At 42.8% G+C, this 24,067-nt stretch carries 29 protein-coding genes; 12 read left to right on the top strand and 17 right to left on the bottom strand.

Features of this window, described 5'->3' with window-relative positions; translation table 11 throughout:
- Positions 1-51 precede the first annotated feature (51 nt).
- On the top strand, positions 52-1,815 hold the full coding sequence (locus ACYRYY_RS01240) for a methyl-accepting chemotaxis protein (protein WP_460213674.1): 1,764 nt from the start codon (positions 52-54) through the stop codon (positions 1,813-1,815).
- A 35-nt stretch (positions 1,816-1,850) separates the two neighbouring features.
- Here the strand turns inward: ACYRYY_RS01240 and ACYRYY_RS01235 are convergent, their stop codons facing one another.
- The 4 genes from ACYRYY_RS01235 to ACYRYY_RS01220 all read right to left on the bottom strand — a co-directional run bounded on the left by ACYRYY_RS01235 (position 1,851) and on the right by ACYRYY_RS01220 (position 4,719).
- On the bottom strand, positions 1,851-2,840 hold the full coding sequence (locus tag ACYRYY_RS01235) for a glycosyltransferase family 9 protein (protein WP_460213673.1): 990 nt from the start codon (positions 2,838-2,840) through the stop codon (positions 1,851-1,853).
- An 89-nt stretch (positions 2,841-2,929) separates the two neighbouring features.
- Positions 2,930-3,181 (bottom strand): hypothetical protein, encoded by a 252-nt coding sequence (locus ACYRYY_RS01230; RefSeq protein ID WP_460213672.1) that lies wholly within the window; start codon positions 3,179-3,181, stop codon positions 2,930-2,932.
- Positions 3,182-3,186: 5 nt separating this feature from the next.
- Complete coding sequence (locus tag ACYRYY_RS01225) at positions 3,187-4,524, bottom strand: malic enzyme-like NAD(P)-binding protein (protein ID WP_460213671.1); 1,338 nt, start codon at positions 4,522-4,524, stop codon at positions 3,187-3,189.
- 9 nt (positions 4,525-4,533) lie between these two features.
- The gene (locus ACYRYY_RS01220; RefSeq protein ID WP_460213670.1) at positions 4,534-4,719 is read right to left on the bottom strand and encodes a hypothetical protein; all 186 of its coding nucleotides are present in this window, start codon (positions 4,717-4,719) and stop codon (positions 4,534-4,536) included.
- Between the two features lie 136 nt (positions 4,720-4,855).
- On the opposite strand from ACYRYY_RS01220, the gene ACYRYY_RS01215 reads away from it, so the two are divergent.
- On the top strand, positions 4,856-5,431 hold the full coding sequence (locus ACYRYY_RS01215) for an HD domain-containing protein (RefSeq protein WP_460213669.1): 576 nt from the start codon (positions 4,856-4,858) through the stop codon (positions 5,429-5,431).
- Between the two features lie 154 nt (positions 5,432-5,585).
- Complete coding sequence (cybH, locus tag ACYRYY_RS01210; RefSeq protein WP_460213668.1) at positions 5,586-6,284, top strand: Ni/Fe-hydrogenase, b-type cytochrome subunit; 699 nt, start codon at positions 5,586-5,588, stop codon at positions 6,282-6,284.
- 93 nt (positions 6,285-6,377) lie between these two features.
- Here cybH and ACYRYY_RS01205 read toward each other — a convergent pair whose 3' ends face one another.
- The 5 genes from ACYRYY_RS01205 to ACYRYY_RS01185 form a co-directional block, all read right to left on the bottom strand.
- Positions 6,378-6,713, bottom strand: a complete 336-nt coding sequence (locus tag ACYRYY_RS01205) for an STAS domain-containing protein (RefSeq protein WP_460213667.1) — start codon at positions 6,711-6,713, stop codon at positions 6,378-6,380.
- 179 nt (positions 6,714-6,892) lie between these two features.
- A complete protein-coding gene (locus tag ACYRYY_RS01200) occupies positions 6,893-7,546 on the bottom strand; it encodes an LPP20 family lipoprotein (RefSeq protein ID WP_460213666.1) in 654 nt (217 codons plus the stop codon).
- 8 nt (positions 7,547-7,554) lie between these two features.
- Positions 7,555-8,763, bottom strand: a complete 1,209-nt coding sequence (locus ACYRYY_RS01195) for a transglycosylase SLT domain-containing protein (protein ID WP_460213665.1) — start codon at positions 8,761-8,763, stop codon at positions 7,555-7,557.
- Positions 8,763-9,179 (bottom strand): hypothetical protein, encoded by a 417-nt coding sequence (locus ACYRYY_RS01190; protein ID WP_460213664.1) that lies wholly within the window; start codon positions 9,177-9,179, stop codon positions 8,763-8,765. Before ACYRYY_RS01190 ends, ACYRYY_RS01195 begins: the two co-directional genes overlap by 1 nt.
- 97 nt (positions 9,180-9,276) lie before the next feature.
- Positions 9,277-9,843: an LPP20 family lipoprotein gene (locus tag ACYRYY_RS01185; protein WP_460213663.1), complete on the bottom strand. Its 567-nt coding sequence runs from the start codon at positions 9,841-9,843 to the stop codon at positions 9,277-9,279.
- Between the two features lie 160 nt (positions 9,844-10,003).
- Here ACYRYY_RS01185 and ACYRYY_RS01180 point away from each other — a divergent pair, with 160 nt between their 5' ends.
- Positions 10,004-10,831 carry a FecR domain-containing protein gene (locus ACYRYY_RS01180; protein WP_460213662.1) on the top strand — a complete coding sequence of 276 codons (828 nt, stop codon included), beginning with the start codon at positions 10,004-10,006 and terminating at the stop codon, positions 10,829-10,831.
- A gap of 8 nt (positions 10,832-10,839) precedes the next feature.
- Here ACYRYY_RS01180 and ACYRYY_RS01175 read toward each other — a convergent pair whose 3' ends face one another.
- The 5 genes from ACYRYY_RS01175 to fusA form a co-directional block, all read right to left on the bottom strand.
- A complete protein-coding gene (locus tag ACYRYY_RS01175; protein ID WP_460213661.1) occupies positions 10,840-11,652 on the bottom strand; it encodes an alpha/beta fold hydrolase in 813 nt (270 codons plus the stop codon).
- Between the two features lie 85 nt (positions 11,653-11,737).
- On the bottom strand, positions 11,738-12,076 hold the full coding sequence (locus ACYRYY_RS01170; protein WP_460213660.1) for a MerR family transcriptional regulator: 339 nt from the start codon (positions 12,074-12,076) through the stop codon (positions 11,738-11,740).
- Complete coding sequence (locus tag ACYRYY_RS01165) at positions 12,069-12,344, bottom strand: integration host factor subunit alpha (protein WP_460213659.1); 276 nt, start codon at positions 12,342-12,344, stop codon at positions 12,069-12,071. The genes ACYRYY_RS01170 and ACYRYY_RS01165 overlap by 8 nt, the downstream gene beginning before the upstream one ends.
- A gap of 46 nt (positions 12,345-12,390) precedes the next feature.
- Entirely contained in the window at positions 12,391-13,431 is a 1,041-nt protein-coding gene (locus ACYRYY_RS01160; protein ID WP_460213658.1) for a hypothetical protein, read from the bottom strand.
- Between the two features lie 78 nt (positions 13,432-13,509).
- Complete coding sequence (gene fusA, locus ACYRYY_RS01155) at positions 13,510-15,573, bottom strand: elongation factor G (RefSeq protein ID WP_460213657.1); 2,064 nt, start codon at positions 15,571-15,573, stop codon at positions 13,510-13,512.
- Positions 15,574-15,888: 315 nt separating this feature from the next.
- Between fusA and hflK the strand changes: the two genes are divergently transcribed.
- From hflK to ACYRYY_RS01140, 3 genes are all read left to right on the top strand, one after another.
- Positions 15,889-16,887: an FtsH protease activity modulator HflK gene (gene hflK / locus ACYRYY_RS01150; RefSeq protein ID WP_460213656.1), complete on the top strand. Its 999-nt coding sequence runs from the start codon at positions 15,889-15,891 to the stop codon at positions 16,885-16,887.
- Positions 16,884-17,741, top strand: coding sequence for a protease modulator HflC (gene hflC / locus ACYRYY_RS01145; RefSeq protein ID WP_460213655.1), 858 nt, complete (start codon positions 16,884-16,886; stop codon positions 17,739-17,741). The genes hflK and hflC overlap by 4 nt, the downstream gene beginning before the upstream one ends.
- A gap of 93 nt (positions 17,742-17,834) precedes the next feature.
- On the top strand, positions 17,835-18,359 hold the full coding sequence (locus ACYRYY_RS01140; RefSeq protein WP_460213654.1) for a GNAT family N-acetyltransferase: 525 nt from the start codon (positions 17,835-17,837) through the stop codon (positions 18,357-18,359).
- A gap of 2 nt (positions 18,360-18,361) precedes the next feature.
- On the opposite strand, the gene ACYRYY_RS01135 is transcribed toward ACYRYY_RS01140, so the two are convergent.
- Genes ACYRYY_RS01135 through ACYRYY_RS01125 form a run of 3 tightly spaced genes read right to left on the bottom strand, consistent with a single transcriptional unit; the run spans position 18,362 to position 20,204 of the window.
- The gene (locus ACYRYY_RS01135) at positions 18,362-19,162 is read right to left on the bottom strand and encodes an endo alpha-1,4 polygalactosaminidase (protein WP_460213653.1); all 801 of its coding nucleotides are present in this window, start codon (positions 19,160-19,162) and stop codon (positions 18,362-18,364) included.
- Entirely contained in the window at positions 19,140-19,517 is a 378-nt protein-coding gene (locus tag ACYRYY_RS01130; protein ID WP_460213652.1) for a Rid family detoxifying hydrolase, read from the bottom strand. Before ACYRYY_RS01130 ends, ACYRYY_RS01135 begins: the two co-directional genes overlap by 23 nt.
- 3 nt (positions 19,518-19,520) lie before the next feature.
- Positions 19,521-20,204, bottom strand: coding sequence for a hypothetical protein (locus ACYRYY_RS01125; protein ID WP_460213651.1), 684 nt, complete (start codon positions 20,202-20,204; stop codon positions 19,521-19,523).
- A gap of 158 nt (positions 20,205-20,362) precedes the next feature.
- Here ACYRYY_RS01125 and ACYRYY_RS01120 point away from each other — a divergent pair, with 158 nt between their 5' ends.
- Genes ACYRYY_RS01120 through ACYRYY_RS01100 form a run of 5 tightly spaced genes read left to right on the top strand, consistent with a single transcriptional unit; the run spans position 20,363 to position 24,059 of the window.
- Positions 20,363-21,337 (top strand): polyprenyl synthetase family protein, encoded by a 975-nt coding sequence (locus tag ACYRYY_RS01120; protein ID WP_460213650.1) that lies wholly within the window; start codon positions 20,363-20,365, stop codon positions 21,335-21,337.
- Complete coding sequence (gene amrS, locus ACYRYY_RS01115; protein WP_460213649.1) at positions 21,338-22,318, top strand: AmmeMemoRadiSam system radical SAM enzyme; 981 nt, start codon at positions 21,338-21,340, stop codon at positions 22,316-22,318.
- On the top strand, positions 22,288-23,223 hold the full coding sequence (locus ACYRYY_RS01110; protein WP_460213648.1) for an FAD:protein FMN transferase: 936 nt from the start codon (positions 22,288-22,290) through the stop codon (positions 23,221-23,223). Before amrS ends, ACYRYY_RS01110 begins: the two co-directional genes overlap by 31 nt.
- On the top strand, positions 23,213-23,575 hold the full coding sequence (locus ACYRYY_RS01105; RefSeq protein WP_460213647.1) for a NusG domain II-containing protein: 363 nt from the start codon (positions 23,213-23,215) through the stop codon (positions 23,573-23,575). The genes ACYRYY_RS01110 and ACYRYY_RS01105 overlap by 11 nt, the downstream gene beginning before the upstream one ends.
- Positions 23,526-24,059 carry a Gx transporter family protein gene (locus tag ACYRYY_RS01100; RefSeq protein ID WP_460213646.1) on the top strand — a complete coding sequence of 178 codons (534 nt, stop codon included), beginning with the start codon at positions 23,526-23,528 and terminating at the stop codon, positions 24,057-24,059. Before ACYRYY_RS01105 ends, ACYRYY_RS01100 begins: the two co-directional genes overlap by 50 nt.
- Positions 24,060-24,067 lie beyond the last annotated feature (8 nt).

Genomic DNA, 24,067 nt, shown 5'->3' with positions numbered 1-24,067 from the left:
ACTATCACTTTTAATGTTTGAAAAGTTTATTGTCAGGTGAGTTCTATGTTTATGAAGATCTATGAATATCTTGAAATGCACTTCTTTGACTCAATATCAAAAAAGATTATCGGTAACGTAGGATTTCTTATCCTTCTTAATATTATAACTGTCGCAGTTCTCTATATAAGAGAAAGAACATTCGCTGTGCGTTCCGGTATTCCTGAAGTTGAGTCATTTCTGACCGGCTCACTCATTATCATCGCTGTCATGGTCTGTTTAAGCATAGGTGCAGGAACTTTTATCATTCTGTTTATGCGTCACCTTTTCATACGACCAGTAAAGGCTATGATACATGTTTTTGAAAGCACAGATGTAAACTCCAGCGATATATCCTGTTCACTGCCTAAAATGAGCTATGATGAATTCCGTCAGATGGCTGAGAGCTATGACTCTTTTATGGATCATCTGCGAAGGAATATCTGTGTTTCAAGAAATATCGGAATTGAAGTGGCTATAGGCGGCGAAAAAGTTAGTAAAGCAGTTGACTTTGCCACAGAAAGCATAACAAGACAGAACAACATGGCAGAGCTTATATTCACTGCGAGCGAACAGTCTACCACCGCTATAAATGAAATAGCCGTAAACTCTCAGGAAATATCCTCCTCCACAACAACAAACCTTGAAAGTGCAAAGGATATTTCTATCAGGCTTGAGGAAGCAAGCGGTGAAATATCGCAGGTGGGTTCAATGCTGGGCAGTTTCGGCAACACTGTTGATGCCCTCTCAAATAACTCCGCTAATATAAAGCAGATCATATCGCTTATTAAAGATATATCAGAGCAGACAAATCTTCTGGCGCTTAACGCTGCAATAGAAGCCGCCAGAGCGGGAGAACACGGCAGAGGCTTTGCTGTGGTCGCTGATGAAGTACGCAAGCTTGCAGAAAGAGTTAAAGACGCCACTGACGAAATAGAAAACAACGTCAGCGAAATGATTAATCTTGTTAAAAATACAGAAAAAGAAACTGAAGTTATTGTTAGCTATACTGACAACACTAAAAACGTGGTTACTGAGTCTGCTACAAAATTTGTCAGTATGGTAAATGACTTTGAAAGAAATAACACCCAGCTTATGACTATTGCATCTGCTATCGAAGAGCTTTCAGTTACCAACAGCGAGGTTCATGAAAACATAGTCAATATCCGTGAACTAAGCAATCAGGTTGCCCACATGATGACCGAAACCAGAACAAGTACAAACACTCTGCGTGATGAAGCGGAAGAGCTTCAGGAAATTATGGCAACATTTAAAACCGGTAGAGGCGAATTTGAAAAAACAGCCATGGAAATTGCTGCGTTCAGAAATGAGATCCAGACAAGCCTTGAAAAACTTTCCGATAAAGGGATAAATATTTTTGATGAAAACTGTACCGCAGTCAAGAACACGTTCCCGCAGAAATACGATATCTCCTACAGACAAGCTTTAAAAAGCGAAATTCAAAGCAGGCTTGACAGTATTCTGCGAAAAATGCCTAATCTTATATACTCTGTTCCGATCAACAGGAAAGGCTATCTGCCTGTGCATCATTCTGAGTTTTCCAAAGAACTTACGGGGAACAAGGATACTGACCTTAAGTTCAGCCGTCATATGAAGGTTTACTTTGGCTCACAGGCTGAAAGAAAACGCGCCCAGAACCAGAAACCTATTCTCCTTCAGACTATAATCAGAGATACCGGAGAGGTCTTTAATGATATATCCATGCCGATATATGTTAAAGGGAAACACTGGGGTGCGCTGATAACCGGAATAATGCCGGAAGAGATCAAAAAATAGAATATTGAGTATCGGGCGGGGTTAACCCGCCCTTTTTATTTGAAGTTATAACCGTTTAGTTCAAAGAGTTTTTTAAGCCCTTCCACACCTTCTTCAAAAGGAACACTGCCAACTTCTTTTTCCGGTCCTTTTATGGCGACAGACTTAGGAGTAACAGGACGCCAGACATCATATGAATAAGCCCTGTTAAAGCTGAGAGTGGGCACACCGACAGCTTCCGCAATATGAAGTGTCCCGGTGGAGTTGCCTATAAACATTGATGCCTTGCTTAAAAACGCAGCAAGAACAGGAAGCGGCATATTGGGAGCCAGAGCGCAGCTGACACCGGATTGCGAAATGACATCCCTGACCTTTTCGCTTTCACCGGGACCGGAGATGAAAACCGGTTTGAAGTCGGAATGCTCCGTAAGGTAAGCTGTAAGAGCGGCGAACTTATCCGCTGCCCAGCACGAACGGGGTTTGGAGAAATTGCCGGGGTGAACAATGGCAAACTTTTCATCCTGTTTTATGTCAAGCTGTTCAAAAATCTTCCCTGCGGCTGCCATATCAGCATCTGTAAAAGTTATGGAAAGCTTGTAGTCAAACTCATCGCCGGCATCAAAATATTCTGCAAACTGCTTATAAATTTCAAGCATATGTTCCTGATTTACACCGACTTTTATCATTTCCGTGTAAAATTTTTCGCAATTTTCATTAAAGGAAGAAACCCTTCTTTTTGCCCCTGAAAGCCTTGTAAGCCAGCCGGCGGAGGTGGAGCGGCTTGGATTAAGATCTATACAAAGATCCCATTTTTTGCCGAAGTATGTGCCCAGAAAAGGGAAAAGGTTCTTAGCAATCTTTTTTTTAGGGAAGACAATTATTCTGTCAAGCTCCGGGACTGTATGTGCCAGTTCAGCAACAAAATCACTAAGCACAACAGTAATGTTGGCGTCCGGATATCTTTTACGTAAAGCCCTTATAAATGAAGTGGATACAACAAAATCACCTATTTTGCCGATCCATACCAAAAGAATATTCTGAGGCATTCCTGCTCCTTAAATTATCCAAGTAATAATCAGCGGAAATAATAATAAGTAATTAACGGAAACTCAAGATTAAATAAGATTTATGCTGTTCAGCGGATTTTTTTCACATCCTCTTTTATACCTTCATAGACGTCCGCAGTGCCGTCCTTAAACTTTTCTGCTGCATCTTTGGCATCAGATGGAAGCTCCCCTGCGCTTTTTTTAGTTTCCTTCCACTGCTGCTTTGCCTCAGGCTTGGCATTGTTGTACTCTCTTTTGAAGCTGTCGCCAAATTCACGGGTCATTGAACAGCCTGAAAAAAGAACTGCCGTCAGAATAACGGCAGTTTGCAATCTTTTCATGCGTTTTATTCCGGATTAACGGCAGCGCCGGATTTAAAGGCTTCCTGCTCAACAGCAAGAGCCACTGCATCATGAACTTTTCTATCCAGAATATTCGGTACAAGATCCCCCTCAAGGGCAAATGAAGCAATTGTCTTAGCCGCTGCAATCTTCATTCTGTCATTGATAACCTTTGCCTTTGCAGTGAGAGCCCCTTTAAAAACTCCGGGGAATGCAAGTGCATTGTTTACTGATTTGCCGTCTGCGGCGAATATTGCACCTGATTTAACAGCAAGCTCAGGATCAATTTCCGGATTAGGGTTTGAAAGAGCCAGTATCACTTGTCCGGGCTGTATCATTTCCGGTTTTATAAGTTCAGGGCAGCCTGTGGTTGCAATAACAATACGGGAGTTTTTCATTACTCCGTTAAGATCAGTGGGAATACCGCCAAGCTCCTGAAAAAGGTCTTTAGCCTGCTGGTTAAGGTCAGTACCCATGAGTTTTGTAACCCCGTAAGCCTTAAGCAGCTTGAATATGCCTGTCCCGGCAGCTCCAAGCCCTATAAAGCCCACGCTGGACTGATGCAGGTTTATAAAGGTGTATTTTGCAATATTGATGAGTGCTGCAAGCACCACAACTGCGGTTCCGTGCTGGTCATCGTGCATAACGGGTATATCAAGCATATCCTGAAGCCTTTTTTCAATTTCAAAACACTCAGGTGCTTTTATATCCTCAAGTTTTATAGCTCCAAATGTGGGCGCAATATTCTTAACTGTTTCTATTATCACCTCAGAGTCGTGTGACTCAATCAATATAGGCACTCCGTTTATATCTGACAGTCTGCTGAAGAGCAGAGCTTTTCCTTCCATCACCGGCATTCCAGCTACCGCACCTATATCCCCCAAACCAAGTATGGCTGTTCCGTTTGTAACTATCGCCACATTGTTTGGTATGGTGGTAAATTTATCTGCAAGGCTCTTATCAGCCGCAATCTGTTTGCATATAGATGCAACACCGGGGGTATAAACAATTTTGAGATCATCAATAGTTTCCACCGGCACAGTCGGCACGATCTTGAACTTGCCGCCCTGATGATATTCTTCCACTATGTCTTTAACAGCTATAATCTCTATGCCGTCAAGTTTTTCCATCTCAGTGAGTATGGCCTTAAGCTGCTCCTCACTGTCGGTATATACGTCAAGATCACGAATCTTATAGCCTTTACCTATGTGGACAGACTTTATCTCTCCGAACATGCCGTCCATAGTTCCCACAAGGCTTGTGAGTCTGCCCAGATAGCCGGGTTTATCAGTAATTTTGACCCTGATAGACTTTATGGTTTTATTTGAATACTCGAAAAGCATTAAATCCTCCTACTTATCCTCTTCATCGACAAAACGTTCCCACGTTTCTGATTCGTAATCTCTGCATCTGGTTTTTGCTTCCTTCATAAACCTGCCCGTGACCGCACAGCGCATTTTCCATGAGCCTTTAAGCTCTTCGAGCTTAATCTTTCTCAGATGGACACAGGTCAGGCATTTTATCTCTTTTTCGTTCATTATATTCCGCAATAATTTTTAAACTAAGGATATGCCATGTAATATGCTCTGTAAAGAGAATTGATTACATGATTATACCTGTACAGCACCACTGCCCCATAGTATTATAAACCATAAGATTAAGTAAGGGTGGATAATGAGCGCAGCAGACTATCTTTTATCAGTAAAAAAGCTTAACAATATCGGACGATGGGCTAGCGATTTCATGCACAGACGGGCTTCTGTGGCAGAACACTCCTTTTCTGTGGCTCAGGTAGCCCAGCTCCTTGGAATAATGGAAGAAAACGCAGGAAATAAAGTTGACTGGGGCAAGCTTTATAAAAAAGCTCTTAATCATGATGTATCCGAAGCCTTCACAGGAGATATTCTCAGCCATGTAAAGCACCGGACAGAAAAGATGAAACATATGGTAGAGGAGATTGAAGTTCTCATAGCAGAAGACATGCTTTTAAGCTCGTTCAGTGAACCATATAAAGAGGTTTTCAGAGATATACTGTTTGACGGAAAAGACTCCTCAATGGAAGGACGCATTCTCAAATACGCTGATAATATTGATGCCCTGCTTGAGTGCCTCTATGAAAAGAACCTCGGCAATAAATCACCTTTTGAAGCCAAATACGATGAAATTCTGGCAAAGCTTGAAGGATCTGAGCTTTTAAGTGTGAAGCTTTTCCTTCGTGATATTCTGCCGGATCTTGAAAAAAGAGCCTGAATTAAAGAAGCAGCCAGTGTTTATGCAAATACTGATTTACAGCATTAAAAGCAACTGATAAATGAGCGGATTTTCATAATAAAACGCTTATTCGACTGGACATCAAATGCGAAGAGTTGTATCATAAGTTCATAAGTATATTCTGGAGGTTGCTATGACTCCTAAACTCACCGCAGAGATGCGTCATCTTTGTCCGGCTAAAGGTTTCATTTATGTCTGGCAGATGCCTGTAAGGTTCAGCCACTGGCTTAATGTAATCTGTATTACGCTTTTAATCGGTACTGGGCTTTACATTCACTACCCCTTCTTCACTTATGACAATGCTCTGACAGAGCCTTATGTCATGGGGCAGATACGCTTTTTACACTTTGTAGCGGGGATAGTCTTTACTTTCAGTGTGCTGTTGAGGATTGTTTATGTAATCATAGGCAACGAATACGCCAACTGGCGCACCTTCTACAACCCGTTCAATAAAAAAGACAGAGAAATGATAATACAGTACCTTAAGTATTACGCTTTTCTTGAAAAACACCCCAAACACATCATCACCCATAACCCTATGGCTCAGTATGCTTATATCGGCGTGTTCTGTATATTTTTCTTTCAGATATTAAGCGGTTTTTACCTCTGGTCGCTTAATGATCCTAACGGGGCTCTTTACGGAATGCTCAGTTGGTTCAGCTACATAGGCAACGTGCAGTATATAAGAATGATCCACTACTTTGTAGTGTTTCTCATAGCGACTTTCCTTGTAGTTCACCTCTATGCGGCTGCTCTTGTGGATTTCAGAACCCGTGCCGGCGATATCAGCTCAATATTCTCAGGCTGGAAAACAGACGTTTCGGATGATTAAGAACACACTAAATATATAAACAGAAAAGCCGCTTCAGATGAAGCGGCTTTTTTTATAAGCAATCATTTGAACGTTTTATCAGTTTACCGGATATTACTTTCCTTTGGCAGCGTCTTCAACTGATTCATAAACTTCAAAAACCTGATCAAGTTTCATGAGTTTTAGAACTTTATCAATCCTTTCGGGAACATTTACAAGCCTAAGAACTCCGCCGTATTCCTTCATACTTTTGAGCCCTTCAAGAAAAGTGGCAAGTCCGGATGAATCCATATACACAACTTTATCAAGATCCACCACGAGAACAGAAATTCTCGCACGGGCAACTTCGGCAAGTTTCGCTCTGATCTCGGAGGAAGTAAGTATGTCTACCTTTCCGGCGACTTTCAGAACTTTAAACTGACCGTAATCCTCAGTGTGTATTTTCATCATACCCCCTCATACAACTGAAAGTATATTTCCACAGATATAATACAACTTAATTCATAATAACAAAACGGGACAACGTCCGACAATATAAGTATCGTAATCAGAGTAAAAAACATTAACAGGAAATGACAAAAAAAGCAAATAACATGAACGTTTACACTGTTACTTGTAGTTCAGACGGTTTATTTCTTCAGAACAAGCCACACATAAAGCTCTTTTGTTTTCTGATCGAGCCATTCATCCCTGATTTCAAAATCGCTCAAAACCTCTTCAGCCTGATGCCTGGAAAGAGTCGAAACTTTGCTCCGGTAATATTTAAGAGTCTGCGTATCCACGTTAAGCTTTTCTATATTCACTTCAGTATTTACTATAACTTTTATCGTTCTGGCAAGTTCACTTTGCGCCAGAGCTTTTGCAATTCTTCTCTGTGCTGCAATTCCGCCCCTTGCCTGCTGTTTGGCTATACCCACAGCGCCTATATATCCATCCATATTAGGAGTGGCAAACCACACGGGAAAACCTCCCTGCATGGGATATTTAGTTGCCGGACCAAGATTGTTTTTATAAACTGCCTTGTTCTGCATATCTGGCTTTGGAATTTCAGGTGTTTTTGTCTCAACAGCAGGTGATGGAACAGCAGGAATAGGTTTCTCCATGCTTTCAAGACCTGTCCCCTGCCCGCTAACTTCTTTTTCAAGCTCATCAAAAGCATCATCTGCCCGTATCTGCTGAACCTGCTTTGTATTATGAGCCGCTGGCTTCGGCGTTTCTGTTTTTGAAGCCATGCACCCGGCAAAAGCCAGTGAGGCGGCTGCTGCAATTATTATTCTAAACATAAAACCCCCTAGTCAAAATATCGGTAAGAAGGCATAGCACCTGTTACCTTAACTATATATCTTCTGGCTTCATCATATTCAAGCTTGGCACGGAGATACTCATAAACAGCATTGGGTTCCATACTGTTTATTATACCCGCCGCCGCTGTAACATTATACCTGTTTTTTCCGGCACTGCGGCCATTGAAAGCCGAAGCCACATTTCCGGCGCCTGTGTTATATGCGGCAACGGAGCAGTAAAACCTGCTCACAGGATGATTAACTGCCTTAAGATATCTGTAATAGAGTATGTGGATGTAGGCAGTTCCCGCCCTGACGTTGTTATCAGCATTAAAGAGATAAGACGGTGTCAGAATCAGAGGTTTCCCCATGAGCATCTGCGCCACGTCTTTACCTGCTGATGTGGGAACAATCTGCATCAGCCCGTATGCGGGAATATGGGATTGCGCCATCGGGTTAAATGCACTTTCGGTCTGTATCACAGCATAAACAAGGGAAGGCTGTATTTTGAACTCTTCAGCGTATTTCAAAACAGAAGGTTTAAGTTCTTCTGCCTTCTTTTTATACGTTTCTGACGGCAGCTTGCCCTGCATAACAAATATCATTTCACCGGTTTTTGATGGCTCTGTTTTTACTTCGGCGGTTTCCTTAAGCTGTGAAGCAGCATTATCTATATCTTTCTTAGTGGGATTTTCTTTCCCAATAACAGCACTGCCGATCACGCTCTCGCCGCCCACTGTGCCTGTAGCTATATTTTTAAGCTGTTCCCGTGCTTTTTCATCGGTCTTTCTGGCAGGAACGTCTCTCTCAAAGGCTGTGGCTCTGTCTACACCCAGCATGTCTTTCATCAAGGCATCCAGATCTTTTTCAGCCTGTTCATAGTCTTTACCTATAACTTCAAGACGCCATGTTCCGTTCTCAAAATCCACAACTTTTTTCTGTTTAAGCCCGTCAGTGTACTCAACCCATTTAGTTGGTGAACTCATTTCAGCTTCTTTCCAGAATGAGAGTATCTCATTACGGTAAGCTGTGTACTCCGCTTCGGCTATCTTTTTATATTCGGCAAATTCTTTTTCAAGCTCGCTCTTATAGGTGTCAAAGCTGCTTTTTTCATCCTTAAACCCGCTGTCCATACCCTGTTTAAAATCGTCAAACCCTTCTGCAAAAGCAAAAGCAGCCATGAGCAGAACAACTGCGATATAAAGAAGTTTTTTCATTATTCAAGCACCATCCATACATAAAGTTCATTTGTCTGGGGATCATTCCAGAACTCTCTCACAGAGGCCTTCACAGTGCTTCCCTGCACAGTGTGTATGCTGTAAGAGTCAATAGTTGTTGTGCCTGCCCCTGAAGAATTGGCATGGGATTCAAGGACAGTTACATTCTGCACCTGAACCCCAAGTTGTGCCGCTATTGAGTCAATAGCTCTGGAAACAGCCAGCTTTCTCTGGGCGTCAATTCCGTGGATATGCTCCTTAGCTATACCCACTCCTCCGATTTTGCCGTTATCAGACGGTTTCCACAGCCATTCAGGCTTGGGCTGAGGCACAGGTGCGGTCACTGTTTGATTCCCGCAGGCACATACAAAAGCAAGTAATATAATAAAGACAATAAGCTTAGAGGTTTGTTTCATAAGTGTGTCCTTAAATATTTTAGAAATCCGCCTTTAAAAAATTTAAAGGCGGTTTGTGTGATAAGTGGAAAGGGGCGGTAACGCCCCTTTGTTAAATTTATTGTCCGAATTCTTTTGCAAGTTCTTTATCAAGCTCTTCATAGGCTTTTTTAGCCTGAAACTGCTGCCAGAGGGCCTGATCATTTTTGTAGCTTGTCTGAACTGCCTGTTTAGCCTGCTCTTTAACTACAGCAGGGTCAAGGACAACAAGCACCCAAAGATCGCCGCAGGGTGACTGCCATATGTTTTTCTGCCTTGAACCGTTGAGTGTTTCGTTGGCAACCTGTTTGGAAACCTGAGATGAAACTTTGTCAACTGTCTGAGCATCTCCCACACCTGTTACCTGTGTGAAGTTTTTAACCATGTTCTGTACTTTTACGCTGAGAATTCTTGCAAGCTCATCTCTGCCGGCTGCCATTGCTTCTGTTTTTGCAAACTGCATTCCAGCAGGGCCAACTTTGGCAGAGCCGGAAGCAGCAAGACCACCCTCAAGCTCCGGGCTGAGAACCCATGACGGTGCGCCGTTAAAGCAGGGATCCGCAACTTTGGGGGCTTCCGTACTTTTTCCTCCGCAGCCGACAGCAACAAGAGCTGTAAACATAACAGCTAAAACTAATCTTTTCATAAATCCTCCTATAGGGGTTAATAACCGTCTCTCAGTGATATTGTACCACTTTTTAAAAATAATACATTCAGCTTACCAATGAAAAAAGGGAAAATTCACTGGATAAGCAATTTATAAGGTAATATAAATTAGTATAACTTTTAACCTGCGGAGAAATGCCATGAAGAAAATCCTGATCCTCGCAACACTCCTTGCTGCCATCACAGCAACCGCATTTTCCATAGACAAAGTGTCCATAGGAGAAATAGCCTCTGCGGAAGGAAAAGTCAACATCTACAAAGAGAACGAAGTTCGAGGCGAATTGTTCAGAAAAAACGGTTATAAGCTTTTTAAAGGGGATAAAATCAAAACCTCCGGCAAAAGCAAGGCTTTTATATCACTTCGGGATCAGTCTAAAGTGATTCTTCTGGAAAGATCTGTGCTTACGCTGGATGATTTTAAGCAGTATTCCCCGTCTGAAGGCAAGGTCTTGTTTAAAATAACCAAGACAGGGGAAGCGCAAGGCGTGCAGATTGGTTTACAGACAACTGTAATAGGTGTTAAGGGAACGACATTTCTTGTCGAAGTTGAACCCAATGCAGATGGTATAGGAGCCTCACCGACAAAAGTTTACCTCAAAGAAGGCGAACTTGAGTTTACTTCAGTTGAAGGAGAATTCAAAAGGTATGTTGAACAGGTTCAGGAGGAATATAACAGCTTCGTTAATGATACTATGAGTGACTATGAAAAATACCTCCGTGAGCAACAGGGAGAATTTGTCGAATATACAAAAGAATTTACAATCCAAGGCGGAACAGCCGTAGCGATAGACGGAAATGAAGTAAGAAATATCAGCTTTGGTGAGGATGTTAATCAGGCTTTCAGAGAACTTGAAACGTTTTCATCAACAATAAATGTTACTGGGCAAAAGCAGGAAAAAAAGAAGATACGTCCTCCTTTTCCTCCTAAACCTAAACAGGAAACTCCTGACAATAGAACAGCAAAGTAAAATCTATATCAGAGCATGAACCTCAGAATATGCGAAACAAGCTGTGCGGGCTGATCTTCCTGAACCAGATGCCCGCACTCCTTAAAAGTTACAAACTCTGAAGACGGAATCATGCTGTGGAGCTGTTTGCCTCTTTCAAGAGGAATCCACTGGTCATCCTCCCCCCAGATAAGGCACACGGGGACTCTTATATTCCCATAAAGAGGCTCAACCTCATCGGTGTATTTTCTGTCTGACTGTGCAATCTGCCTGTAAAAAGCGGGCTGTGATTCTGCACCAATCCACGCACTTTTTATTCCCTCTGCTGTTTCCTTATCCATTGGTGTGTATGTTGCGCCATTAATATATGCTTCCAGAACAGCATCATGAATATAAGCCGGAAGACCTGTGAATGCAGCTTCATGGGAAGCTACATGGGCGAAAAACGGCGAACCCCAGGGGGAAACCGCAACAGGATCAACAAGCATTATTTTCTGAAAAGACTGACCACTCAGAAGATGAGCCCGCAGTACAGTTGCTCCGCCAAAGTCATGCCCCAGCACCTTGGGTGAGTTGAGCCCCCAAAAGTCAATCAGTTCACTTAAAACTATATTCTGGATACCAAGGGAAACGTCTCCTGCGGTTTTATCTGACTGTCCGTATCCGGGAAGATCATAATAATACACAGTAAACCAGTTACTTAACGCAGGAATAATTTTACGCCAGTTAAAAGAGGACCAAGGAGTTCCATGAACCAGAACAAGGGGTTCTCCCTGCCCTGTTACACCGTATCTGACAGTTCCGTGTGAAGATGAAAATTGATTAGATAATTCAGACTGCATTTTACATATCCCAACTGAAATAATACTGAAGGTAAAAAAAGACTGATGCCGAGGGATACGGCAGCCTAATCGGGCAAGGCTGCCGCTACTTATCTTTAAGGATACTAAGGATATCCATAAGCTCTTTTCTGATTTCTTCCTGAGAGGCGGGTACAAGAGAAGGCTGAACCGCTGCTTTCACAGGTTCTGATGCCGCCTTACTTAATTTTCTGCGTACACCTTCGATAGTAAGCTTTTCTTCGTAAAGCATACGTTTCAGGGAAAAGATAAGATCAAGGTGTTTTTTAGTATAAAAACGCTGTCCGCCTCCTGATTTAACAGGGCGTAGCTGTTTAAACTCCTTCTCCCAAAAACGCAGTACGGAGGATTTAAGCTCCGTGATTTCGCAGACTTCGCCTATCTTGTAATAAAGCTTATCAGTCATTTACCTCGTCTTTAAAAATCTGGCTGGGTCTGAAAACCACTACAGTGCGGGGTTCGATAACAGTTTCAACGCCTGTTTTGGGGTTTCTGCCGATTCTTCTGCCTCTTTTCTTAACTTCAAAGTTACCGAAACCGGAGATCTTGACATTTGTTTTTTCGAGGATGTTGCCTCTGATTGCATCAAAGACTTCATCAACTACTTTGGAAATGTCTTTCTTGGTAAGTCCGAGCTTCTCGTGTACGGTTTCGACGATGTCAGCTTTTGTCATAACAGCCTCCCTTATAGACAAAATTATAATAGCCTTTTATTTACAGTCAATTACTTTTATCTGATGAAGGTACGAGCCTAGTATTTTCCGCATTTGCTCTGTTGTAGGACAGAAAATTACGGGCTTTCTCGGCAGTCGTACAGCAAACTGTTATATTATATACACTATTTTCAATTTTTACCTGTTTAATTGCGGCAGGTATATTATTTTTTTTCACGTACTCAATTGCTTGCTCTTTGTCCGGCAGATCGGCGGCGAATTCTACACCTCGTCCCGCTATCTGTGTTTTTGACCCCGGAACAAGCTTGTAAACACGCCATAAAGTGTTTTCCGTTGTGGAAATAATGGTCTCTTTCCCTTTAAGACCTGCTCTTTCAGCATTAGCAAGGATAGTGTATCTTTTCGCAGATGTTACATTCTCAAATTCTATTGCAAAAGTTTTTTCCGGTATAGATGCCGGGAGTGCGGCAATTTTAGCAGGAGCAGGCTTTGGTACTTCTGCTTTTTTAGGCTCCTCAACTTTTTTCACCGGGGGTTTGGGCTGCTCAACAGGTTTGGGAACTGATTTTTGTACAGCTTTTGGTTCAGAAACAGCCGGAGATTTAATATCCCTGCTTTCAGCTTTTCCAACAGCAACATATGTTCCTCTGGCGATAGCTGTTTTTCGTGGTTGCGGTTCTGTTGTAACATCAAGCGATTTAACTGCAACAGCAGGAGGAGCTATGGTAGCGTTTTCCTGAGGATTTTCTTCCGGAGTATATTCTGATTCGATAACAACGGTGGTTTCTGCCTCGTTTTCATCCAGAAATATGATTTCGCCAATTTTTGTAAACCCTTCTCGTTCTAACCGTGTTTGAGGAGGAGCGGAAGAAGAGAGCGCTGGTCTTTCGGCAGAAGGTTTTATGAGATCTGCTGGCGTTGTGCCTGTATTATAATAAAAATAAGATACTGCTCCGGCAGTAAGAGTAAGCAGAAGAGCAGCAGCATAAACAGGGCTCAGAAGCCTGCGCTGCTTGGGTCTGCCTTTATTTTGTGCAGGGTTAAGGACAAGCTGCGTAAACAGCTCGTCCTCAATTTCTCCATGCATCAGACGATGAATGTCTGAAAAGCTTTTATCATGAAATTTAAGTAAATTAATTCCGTTCATTCGTTAAATTTACGAAGCTTAAGCCTCTTTCTGCTCCTCGATAATTTTCTCCATGAGGTGTGTGGGAACTTCCTCATAACGGCAGAACTCCATAGTGAATATGCCGTGCCCGCCTGTCATACTTCTGAGATCCGGAGCATAGGCAAGCACCTCCGCCATGGGAACCTCGGCTCTGATATGCTGACCGTTTGCCTGAGGCTCAACGTTTGCTATACGCCCTCTTCTGGAGTTAAGGTCACCTATAACAGCTCCGGTTGTATCATCAGGAACAAATACATCAAGATTCATTATAGGCTCAAGAAGAATAGGTTTACATTCTTCAGCAACCTTTTTAAATGCCATTGAACCTGCGATTTTAAAAGCCATTTCCGATGAATCCACCGAGTGATAAGATCCGTCATAAAGACTTACCCTGAAGTCCACCAGAGGAAATCCGGCAAGAACTCCTTCCCGTGATGCTTCATATATACCTTTTTCTACTGCGGGTATATAGTTTTTCGGCACTGCTCCGCCTACAATATTATTTTCAAACTCGAACCCGCTGCCGCGTTCAAGGGGAGAAATCTCAATCCAAACATCACCGTATTGTCCCCTGCCGCCGCTCTGCTTCTTATATTTGCCCTGCCCCTGTGCCCTGCTTTTTATGGTTTCCATATACGGCACTTTGGGGGTTTTAAGCTCAACCTGAACACCGAATTTGTTTTGAAGCCTTTCCGCCACAACCTCGATGTGCATCTGCCCCATACCTTTAAGGAGCTGCTGCCCGGTCTGCTCATTGCGCTCCACACGGATTCCCATATCCTCTTCTCTGAGTCGGTGAAGACCGGATGAAACCTTGTCTTCATCGTCTTTTGATTTTGGAACTATCGAATAAGCCAGCACAGGCTCACTAAGCTCCGGTATGGGGAACATAACTTTCTTTTTGCCGCTGCACAGAGTATCAAAAGTATCGGTATATTTCAGTTTATTTACCATAACTATCTGACCGGCGACAGCTTTATCAGTTTTGATATGATTTTTACCCTGAAGAAGATATAGCTGGGATATGCGCTCTTTTTCATCTTTATTAGAGTTATAAACCTCTGAATCGTTCTTTAGTTCACCTGAAAAAATCCTTATCAGAGAGAGTTTTCCGGCAAAAGGATCGATAAAGGTTTTAAACACGAAGGCAGAGAATTCCGCCTCATTAGGTACGGCAACAAAATCTTCACCCGTAACAAGATCTTTCGCTATTTTATATTCCCTCTCAAGGGGTGAGGGAAGGTATTTTATTATTGCTTCCAGAAGGAGCTTACTGCCGATATTTTTTACAGCAGAGCCGCACAGAACAGGAACAAACTGCTTGCGGATCGTTCCCTCACGCAGCCCTTTTTCAATCTCTTCTTCTGTGAGTTCTTCCCCTTCGAGGAATTTTTCAATGAGATCATCATCAGTCTCACTCACAGCCTCAAGAAGCTTGTTGCGGTATTTTTCAGCTTCGTCGGCATACTCTGCGGGAATATCCTCAACCCTGTACTGAGCAGTAGGTTCTGCCGGATAAACGTATGCCTTCATTTTAACAAGGTCTATTATACCTTTAAAATCGTTTTCCTTGCCTATGGGAATAAAAATAGGGAGAGGAGTAATGCCGAATGATTTTTCTATATCACCCAAGGCTCTGAAAAAATCAGCCCTGTCCTTATCCATTTTATTAACAAAGACAATCTTAGCAAGATCATTATCGTCGGCATACTGCCATACACGCTGGGTTTCAGCCTTAACACCTGTGATGGCACTGGCGATAACCACCGCTCCGCCCACAGCGGTTACAGCGGCTTTTGTTTCATGCAGAAAGTTGGAGTAACCGGGTGTGTCGACTATATTTATAAGGTATTTCTGCCATTCGATAGAGGATACTTTGGAGTGAATTGACAATTTTCTCTTAATCTCAACAGGATCAAAGTCCATAAAGCTTGTGCCGTTTTCGACACTGCCGATACGGTTCACTGCTCCGGCGTTGAAGAGGATAGCTTCCGCCAGACTGGTTTTGCCCGCACCTCCATGGGAGATGAATGCCACGTTTCTTATTTTGCCAATCTCCATTTCGACCTCCGAACTGCTTGTTTATAAGATTAAACCGCAAAAAAAGCGGTGAAATTTAACTTATGAGCATAGAGGCTGTCAAAAACTGAATAAAACAGCAGGGACAAAGTCTTAAACTCCGCCTTGATTAAGTTTATCAGAGTTTGAGCGAAATTCAACGCTTTACAGGGAAATTTTTTTATTTATCTGTTTGTTATATTATGTAATGATAGTTTAACAGTCCGAATGGTGACTGCTGCGCTTATTTTTAAGAACATTTCATTGATGAAACTATCAAGATGATTTAGTAGTGTATAAACAAAAAAGGAGATATTAATGAACTCACAAGGCAAAGGCACGGGCGGAAATCCGTGGGGCGATGAGAAGTTTGACTTCAAAATCAAAAAACCCGACATCAAACTGCCCGGAGCATCGTTTATCGTGCTCATTATCGTGGTAGTTTATTTTGCCAGCGGCTTTTTTATCGTCGCTGCGGATGAACAGGCAGTTATCAAACGTTTCGGAGTTGTTAACCGCATAGTCAGCGCCGGACCTCACTACCATATGCCCTACCCCTTTGAAACAATAGACAAGGCAGTGGTTACTCAGGTTCACAGAATTGAGATCGGTTTTAAAACAGGCGCACGCGGCGGGTATCAGGAGATTCCCAAGGAATCCCTCATGCTGACAGGCGATGAAAACATAGTAAGCATTGCCTTAAGCCTCCAGTACAGGATAACGGACATAGAAAGCTACCTGTACAACGTGAACAATGTTGAAGTCACAATCAAAGACGCTGCTGAATCAGCCATCAGAGAGGTTGCGGGCAGAGAAATGATTGACGACATTCTCACTATAGGCAAAGGCAGAATCCAGAACGAAACACAGAAGATTCTTCAGGACATGCTGGATTACTACAAAACAGGCGTAACCATTGTTGCTGTTCAGCTTCAGGATGTCGAACCTCCAGTTGAGGTTGTTGACTCCTTCAAGGACGTTGCAAGCGCAAGGGAAGATAAAAACAGATTTATCAACGAAGCGGAAGCTTACCGCAACGAACTCATCCCAAGAGCCAGAGGTCAGGCGGAATCAATGATTCAGGAAGCTGAAGCCTACAGAAAAGAAAAGGTTGAGCAGGCACTCGGTGATACATCAAGGTTTAACCAGATACTTGCCAGTTATTCAAAATCCCCGTCTGTGACCAAAAAGAGAATGTATTTTGACACAATGGCGGAAGTATATAAAGGCAATCAAAAATACATCTTTGATGACAGTATAAAGAACATATCGCCCCTCCTCGGGCTTGACGCTATCAAAGGGGGACTGGCGAAATGAGAAAAGAACTGATTATACCTGTAATAATAATTGCGGCGTTTGTCGCTTTTAAATCTCTGTTTATCATAGTTGATGTAACTGAGCATGCCGTCATAACACAGCTTGGTAAGCCTGTGAAAAGCCATTCCACACCAGGACTTTATTTTAAAATGCCCTTCGTGCAGAAGGCTATTTTCATGTCAAAGAAGCTTATAGAGTATGATGCCAGCTCGTCTGAAATCCTTACCAAAGACAAAAAAGCGCTGGTGATAGATAACTACTGCCGCTGGCGGATAACTGACCCGCTGAAGTTTTATCTCACCGTAAGGGATTACAGAAGCGCATTTCATAGGCTGGATGACATCATCTACTCTGAAATGAGGAACGAACTCGGCAAACATGATCTTATTGATGTTATCAAAACTAACAGAGGGGTAATAATGGAAAACGTTACCAAACTTTCCAGAGAAAAAGCCCTCGAATACGGTATTGATATACATGATGTAAGGATTAAGCGTGCTGATCTTCCCACTCAGAACGAAAGAGCAGTGTATGAGCGTATGAAGGCGGAGCGTAATAGAATCGCCAAGCAGTACCGCTCAGAGGGTATGGAAGAGTCGCAGATTATCAAGGCAACCACTGAAAAGGAAAGAGCCATAATCATAGCAGAGGCTTACCGTAAAGTTGAGGAGATCAAAGGTAAAACAGATGCAGAAGTTATTAATATTTATGCATCTGCGTACAATAAAGACCCGCAGTTTTACGAATTTTATAAGTCCCTTGAAGTGTACAGAAATGTACTTAGCGACAACAGCACAGGCTTTTTCCTCACCACAAACAATAAAATGCTGAGAATTCTCCAGAAAGGTGAATAACAGCTTGCCGTAACGGCATTTAAAACTATATTTATATATATAAGCCCTTCGTTCCTCAAAGAGCGGAGGGCTTTTCGGTTATGAGGTTTTACAGTGAAAAAGATTTTATCTCTCTGCATCAAAGAAAATTTCCCTGCAGCGTATGAACTGATGAAAAACTCCTTTCATCCGGCAGAAATAAGATCCTACGAAAAAGCTCTGGAGATACTGGACAACCCAGAGTACAGCCTCTACACCGCAGGAGAAGGAAAATTTGACGGAATTCTCGGTGTATGGAACTTTGAAGAATTCATATTCATGGAGCATCTGGCGGTTCAGCCTCATACCAGAGGCACAGGCTTGGGAACATCGATGATGAAGGAGTTTCTCGCATCCTGCACTAAGCCTGCAATTCTTGAGGTTGAGGATGAAGACAGCGACATAGCAAAGAGGCGCATAGGTTTATATGAAAGGCTGGGATTTTTTCTCACAGACTTCGGCTATATACAGCCTGTTATGCAGAAGGGTGAAACAGCCCGGATACCTTTAAAGATAATGAGCTACAAGGTCAAAATAGACAACGGTACACTGAATCAATACAAAAAGGTTCTGGCAAAAAAGCTTTCACCGACAGTATAGCCTTATCTGCATGGAATCCTGAATGTTCCGTCAAGCTCTCTGTTTGAGAGGATGAAGTCATACCCTACGTTATTTGCCGCATCACAGAAGACTTCTGCGGGGAAAGCATATTCCACTCCGAATACTGCTTTCCCTTTTTTTATGAAAGGATAAAGAAGATCGCACTGGTTAAGCTCAAAGCACTGCTCTGACACTGCAAAATCAAATACAGCTGCCAAATCCTTAACCTGACCGAAGTTGTTCTTCAACCCTATGGCAAGTCCTCTTTTATGTGCCTCATCAGCAAGATAATTATTAAACCGTATCTGATCCTCATAGGTTATATCAAAACCGGAATCATAGGAGTAGGCATCAACATTGTCAGCATCAACAGCATCACAGCCTTTGGCGGCGGCAAGATCGAGCCTTGCTTCAACCATAGGCGCAAGTTTTCCTATTTCCCTTATGTCTAACCACTTTTTAGATTCCCATTCAGGATGAGGTTTACCTGTAAGCTCCGGCGGAAACGAACCCGAATCCGGACGCCAGTCCTCAAAACTTCCGGCGCTGAAATAACATATCACCCTCTTCCCTTCCGAGTGCAGCAGCTCAATCATAGACTCATCCGTGTTAAACAGATCAATGTCATAAACTCCGGCATCGTCATACTTGACAAGCTCTCCCTGAAGCTGAAAATGCCAGCTTGAACCGGATACAGGCTGCCAGTGTTCGGGAATTGCCTGTTCATCATCCTTACGTGCTGAACAGGCTGTAAGAACAAGTATAATCAGAGTAATGAGGCTATTCTTTAACACAGATCGCATCAAGTTCCACCAACACGCCCTTCGGCAGTGCGGAAACCTCTACAACGGCTCTTGCCGGCTTATGACCGGAAAGCTCACGGGCATATACTTCATTAAATTCCGCAAACTTGCCCATATCTCTTATATAAACATTGATTTTTGCAATATCAGTAACAAGAAAACCTGCATCGCGTACAATAGCTATGAGATTATGAATAGCTTTTTCCGCCTGTGATTCAACAGTATCACCCACCACAGCACCGGTTTTGGGGTCAAGGGGTATCTGACCGGAGACAAAGAGCATGTTTCCTGCGTGAGTTGCCTGTGAGTAAGGTCCTATAGCTGCCGGAGCGTTATCTGTAGTAACTGTTTTCATAAATTACACCTTTAATCCTTTAATTATTTTCCATGAAAGAATATATCCGTCATTTTCTCCTATGATGGAGAAGAACTTATCGTAATCCTGATTATCTCTGAAAATGTACCTGTAAAAACTGTCCATTGAGAACACGGACATAATCTCGGCACTTGTAGTGTCGGACAGCACTTCTTCCGTGCGGATATTGACAAAAAGATTGCACATTGTGTTGTAAAGGGTGCTGTACCATCTGCCAAGCTTATCACGCACAGGGATTCCCGTTGCGGCGCTGAATGCTGCGAGCATGTCCCGCCCCTGTCTGTCATAAATTGTGGGAAAAACAGCCAGAATCACTGTACCGCCTATGTTCAGGCAGCCATGCAGAGCGTATGAGGCATCATGGACAGGCTGAAAACGAAACGTCCCGCCAAGAGAAATCAGAAGATCCGCCTTGAGCTTTCTTAAAGTAAACGAAAGGTTTCTGTCTATGCGTACGGGGTTTATGCCCTCGTAATTGATCATTTTGAGATCAGTAAGTGCGGTGACGTTCCTGAAGCCTTTGTTATCAACAAGGTAGCGGGCAGTCACAAAGTCATTGAACGAGAGATCAACAACACCGGACACATCGAGATTTACGGATGTGTCGATTCCGTCCAGAAGTTTATAATAAGTAAGGTGAATATCCTCCATACCCGTGTAACTCAAATGACTATCTCCAAAAACCTTTTTCTTTACACCGCCGTTTGTTTCGTATATCCTTGTTCGGTTGAAAAACTTACTTGTCACCCTGTGGGAAGTGGGCTTCACTTGGTTAAAATATCTTTTATTAACAAAAATATCAAGAGAGAGGATATATTCGGCTGATGCAGGTTAACGATATATTATCAATGATTGAAAAACAAAGAGACGAAGTAGAAAAAGAGCTGCTCCTTAATCTGGATTCTGATGTTCAGATGGTGAATGAAGTTGCTTCATACGTGTTTGAGAGCGGCGGCAAAAGACTTCGTCCGGTTTTCCTGATCCTCTCATCACTGCTCTGCGGATACGAAGGTCCCAGAACAGCAGCCATAAGCGGTGTTGTTGAATATATCCACACAGCCACGCTTCTTCATGACGATGTTATTGACGGCGCACTCTACAGGAGAGGGAAAGAGAGCGCAAATACAGTTTTCGGCAATGATATAACAGTTCTCTGCGGTGATTTTTTATATTCCAGAGCGTTCATGAACCTTGTAAAAGACGGAAACCCCGATATACAGATGACACTTGCTGTTGCGGCAAGAACCATGAGCGAGGGTGAGGTTTTTCAGCTTATCAAAACTGCTGATATCAAAATCACCATGGACGACTATCTGAAAATCATCAACAGTAAGACGGCTGTTCTTTTTTCTGCCTGCTGTGAGATAGGTGCCCTTCTCGGTAACGAGTCCGAAGAGAAACGCACTGCTCTGCGTGATTTCGGCAAGAACCTCGGCATCGCCTTCCAGATGAGCGATGACATTCTCGATTACCTCGGAGACGAGGCTAAAACAGGCAAAAAACCCGGAACAGACCTTAAAGAAGGCAAGATAACTCTTCCGGTAATAGTTCTGCTTGATAACGCAACAGATGATGAAAAGAAAAAAGTAAGAGAAATTATCGTCAATGAAAACTCTGATGATGAAAACCTCCACTACATTATAGACTTAATGAAAAAGTATGATGTTAAGAAAAAATCAGAGGAAATACTGGACAGCTATTCAGAAAAAGCGAAGGAATGTCTTAAACTTTTCCCTGAAAACAAATACAGAGAAGCACTTGAGAGCCTTGCGGATTTTATGATTAAACGGGAAAAATAGATGCTGAAAGAGGCGCGTTTTTACGAGCCGCGGGAAAACAGTGCTGTAAAATGCATGCTGTGCCCGCATGAATGTCTGATAAACGAGTCTAAAAACGGTATCTGTCTTATACGCAAAAACATAAAAGGCAAACTTTTTCAAACCGCATACGGTGAGCTGTCATCCTTTGCCATTGATCCCATTGAGAAAAAACCGCTATACCATTTTCATCCCTCAAGCAGCATATTGAGCATTGGTACAAACGGATGCAATTTCAGGTGTGATTTCTGCCAAAACTGGCATATAAGCACACTGCAAACACCCAGACAGGAAGCCTCTCCCGCAGAGCTTGCAGAGAAAGCAAAGGAAGCAGGCTGTGTGGGCATTGCTTTTACCTACAATGAACCCTTAATCTGGTACGAATTTGTATCTGACTGCGCAGCGGAATTCAAAAAACAAGGACTTAAAAACGTGATTGTCTCCAACGGATATATAAATCAGTCCCCTTTAAAAGAGCTTATTCCGCTTATTGATGCGGCAAATATTGATCTTAAAGGCTTTACAGAAAGCTTTTATAAAGATGTCACAGGCGGACTTGAGCCTGTAAAAAACACCATTAAAACCCTTTATGAATCAGGGGTTTCAGTAGAAGTCACCAACCTTGTTATCCCCGGCAGAAATGACAGTAAAGAGGATTTTGAAGCAATGTGCGAATGGCTTGCATCAGTCAGCATAGATATTCCTCTCCACCTTTCAGCATATTTTCCGGCTTATAAATCCAAAGAACGCCCTACCGATCCCGAAACTATTATTAATATGAAGAAAATAGCGAAAAAGCATCTTAATTATGTTTATGCCGGAAATTTGAGACATGAAAAAAATGATAGTTTCTGCCCTCACTGCAAAGCTCTTCTTGTAAAAAGAAGCGGTTACAAAGTAGAATCTTACCTTAAAACTAACAGGTGTACCGAATGCGGAAAACAGCTTTACTTCTGTGTGTAGTTCTTTTTGCGGCTGCATGCACTGATAAATTTGAGAAACGCCAGTTCTACGCAATGGGAACTCTTGTGGAAATCACTCATAAGAAAGATGCGGGACTTAAACAGGTCATACGTACCATAAACGAATATGAAGAACAGGTTAAATCCTTTGAAAATGAATATAATAATGCTCCGGCGGGTTCAAGCTTTCCCATAAACCCGCTTTGGGAAGTGCTTTTCAAAAAATCATACGACTATAAAGCCCTCTCAAAAGACCGTTTTGATATCAGAGCAATGAGTCTTACATCGCTTTACGGTTTCCCTGAAGGTCCTTTCGATCTGCCCTCACCTGAAAAATATGCTGCTGCGGTTGATGCCATAAAAAATAAACCTCTGCTCTTTGTGGACGGTAAGCTGGTAAAAGAGGATGAAAGACTTAAAATCTCAGTTGGCGCATTTGCAAAGGGAATGATAGTTGACAAAGCTGTTGAAGTGATGAAGAAAAACGGAGTGGAATCAGGAATTGTGAATGCCGGCGGCGACCTGTACGCCTTCGGTAAAAAGAATAAATCCCGTTGGCGTGTGGGAATCAGACACCCTGACGATGCTTCAAAAGTTATCTCTACCATCGCTATTTCTGACAAAGCTGTAGCCACAAGCGGAGACTACGAAAGGTTTTTCATGAAAAACGGTATACGCTACAGCCACATATTCGATATGACCACAATGGAGCCCGCAAGCCTTTACAGAAGTGTAAGCGTAATAGCTGACAACTGCGAAACGGCCGATGGTCTTTCCACTGTTTTTTTTCTGCTGCCTGAGACCGATGCGGCGGAAGTCTGCAAGCGTACGGGCACTCCGGTTCTCATATACACTCACGATGGCAGGCTGATAAAGCTCTGCGGGTGGGAAAGTTTTGAAAATTAAAGCGGCAGATATAGTTGTAATAGTTTTGCTGTTTATTTCAGTATTCTTTATAAAAAATCTGTTCACCCCTTCCGGTGCGCCTTCTCTTGTACTTGTCACCGAAAACGGGGAGAAGAATGTTCCCTTCCATAATCAACTTTACGACCTCAGAGAAGAAACAGGGCATGCGATGGTTCTGGAAGTGAAAGACGGAAGAGCCAGAATAAAAGAATCGGACTGTCCGGCGCAGATATGCGTTCTCACTGGCTGGGTCTCAGCCTGCGGAGACGCCGCCGTGTGTATTCCGAACAAGGTTGCTGTTTATGTCAGATGTGAAGATGATGACAAAGGACTTGACGCCATATCAAGATAGAACTGCACTGATAGGGGTTTTTACCGCTTTGTCCATAGTTTTCGGGATAGCGGAAAACTTCATTGGTCTGACTTTACCGGGCTTGCGCCTCGGACTTGCAAATATCGGAATCATGCTTGCAATCACAATGCTTGACTTCAAAGCGGCGTTCGCCGTTGCTTTCCTCAAAGCCATAATAGTGCCTCTGGTAACAGGCAATTTTATTGTCAAAGTTTCCATAGGACTACCAGCAACTTTGGCATCCACGTTTTTAATGCTGACATATTTTAAATTATGCGGTAGATTCATAACTTCGGTCAGTATGGGTGCATTGGGCGGGCTGGTTCATATCACCGTTCAGTTCTTTATGGCCGGTATTTTATACATTCAGAGCCCGGCGATTTACGGGCTTTTACCCTATTTTGCCGCCGTTTCGACAGCCTGCGGAATTTTCACCGGTTATACGGCGCTTATGATAAACGGGTATCTGAAAAGATCGCAGTAACGGAGCAG

Source organism: Geovibrio sp. ADMFC3 (assembly GCF_054687035.1).
This window is presented reverse-complemented; position numbering and strand designations above follow the sequence as displayed.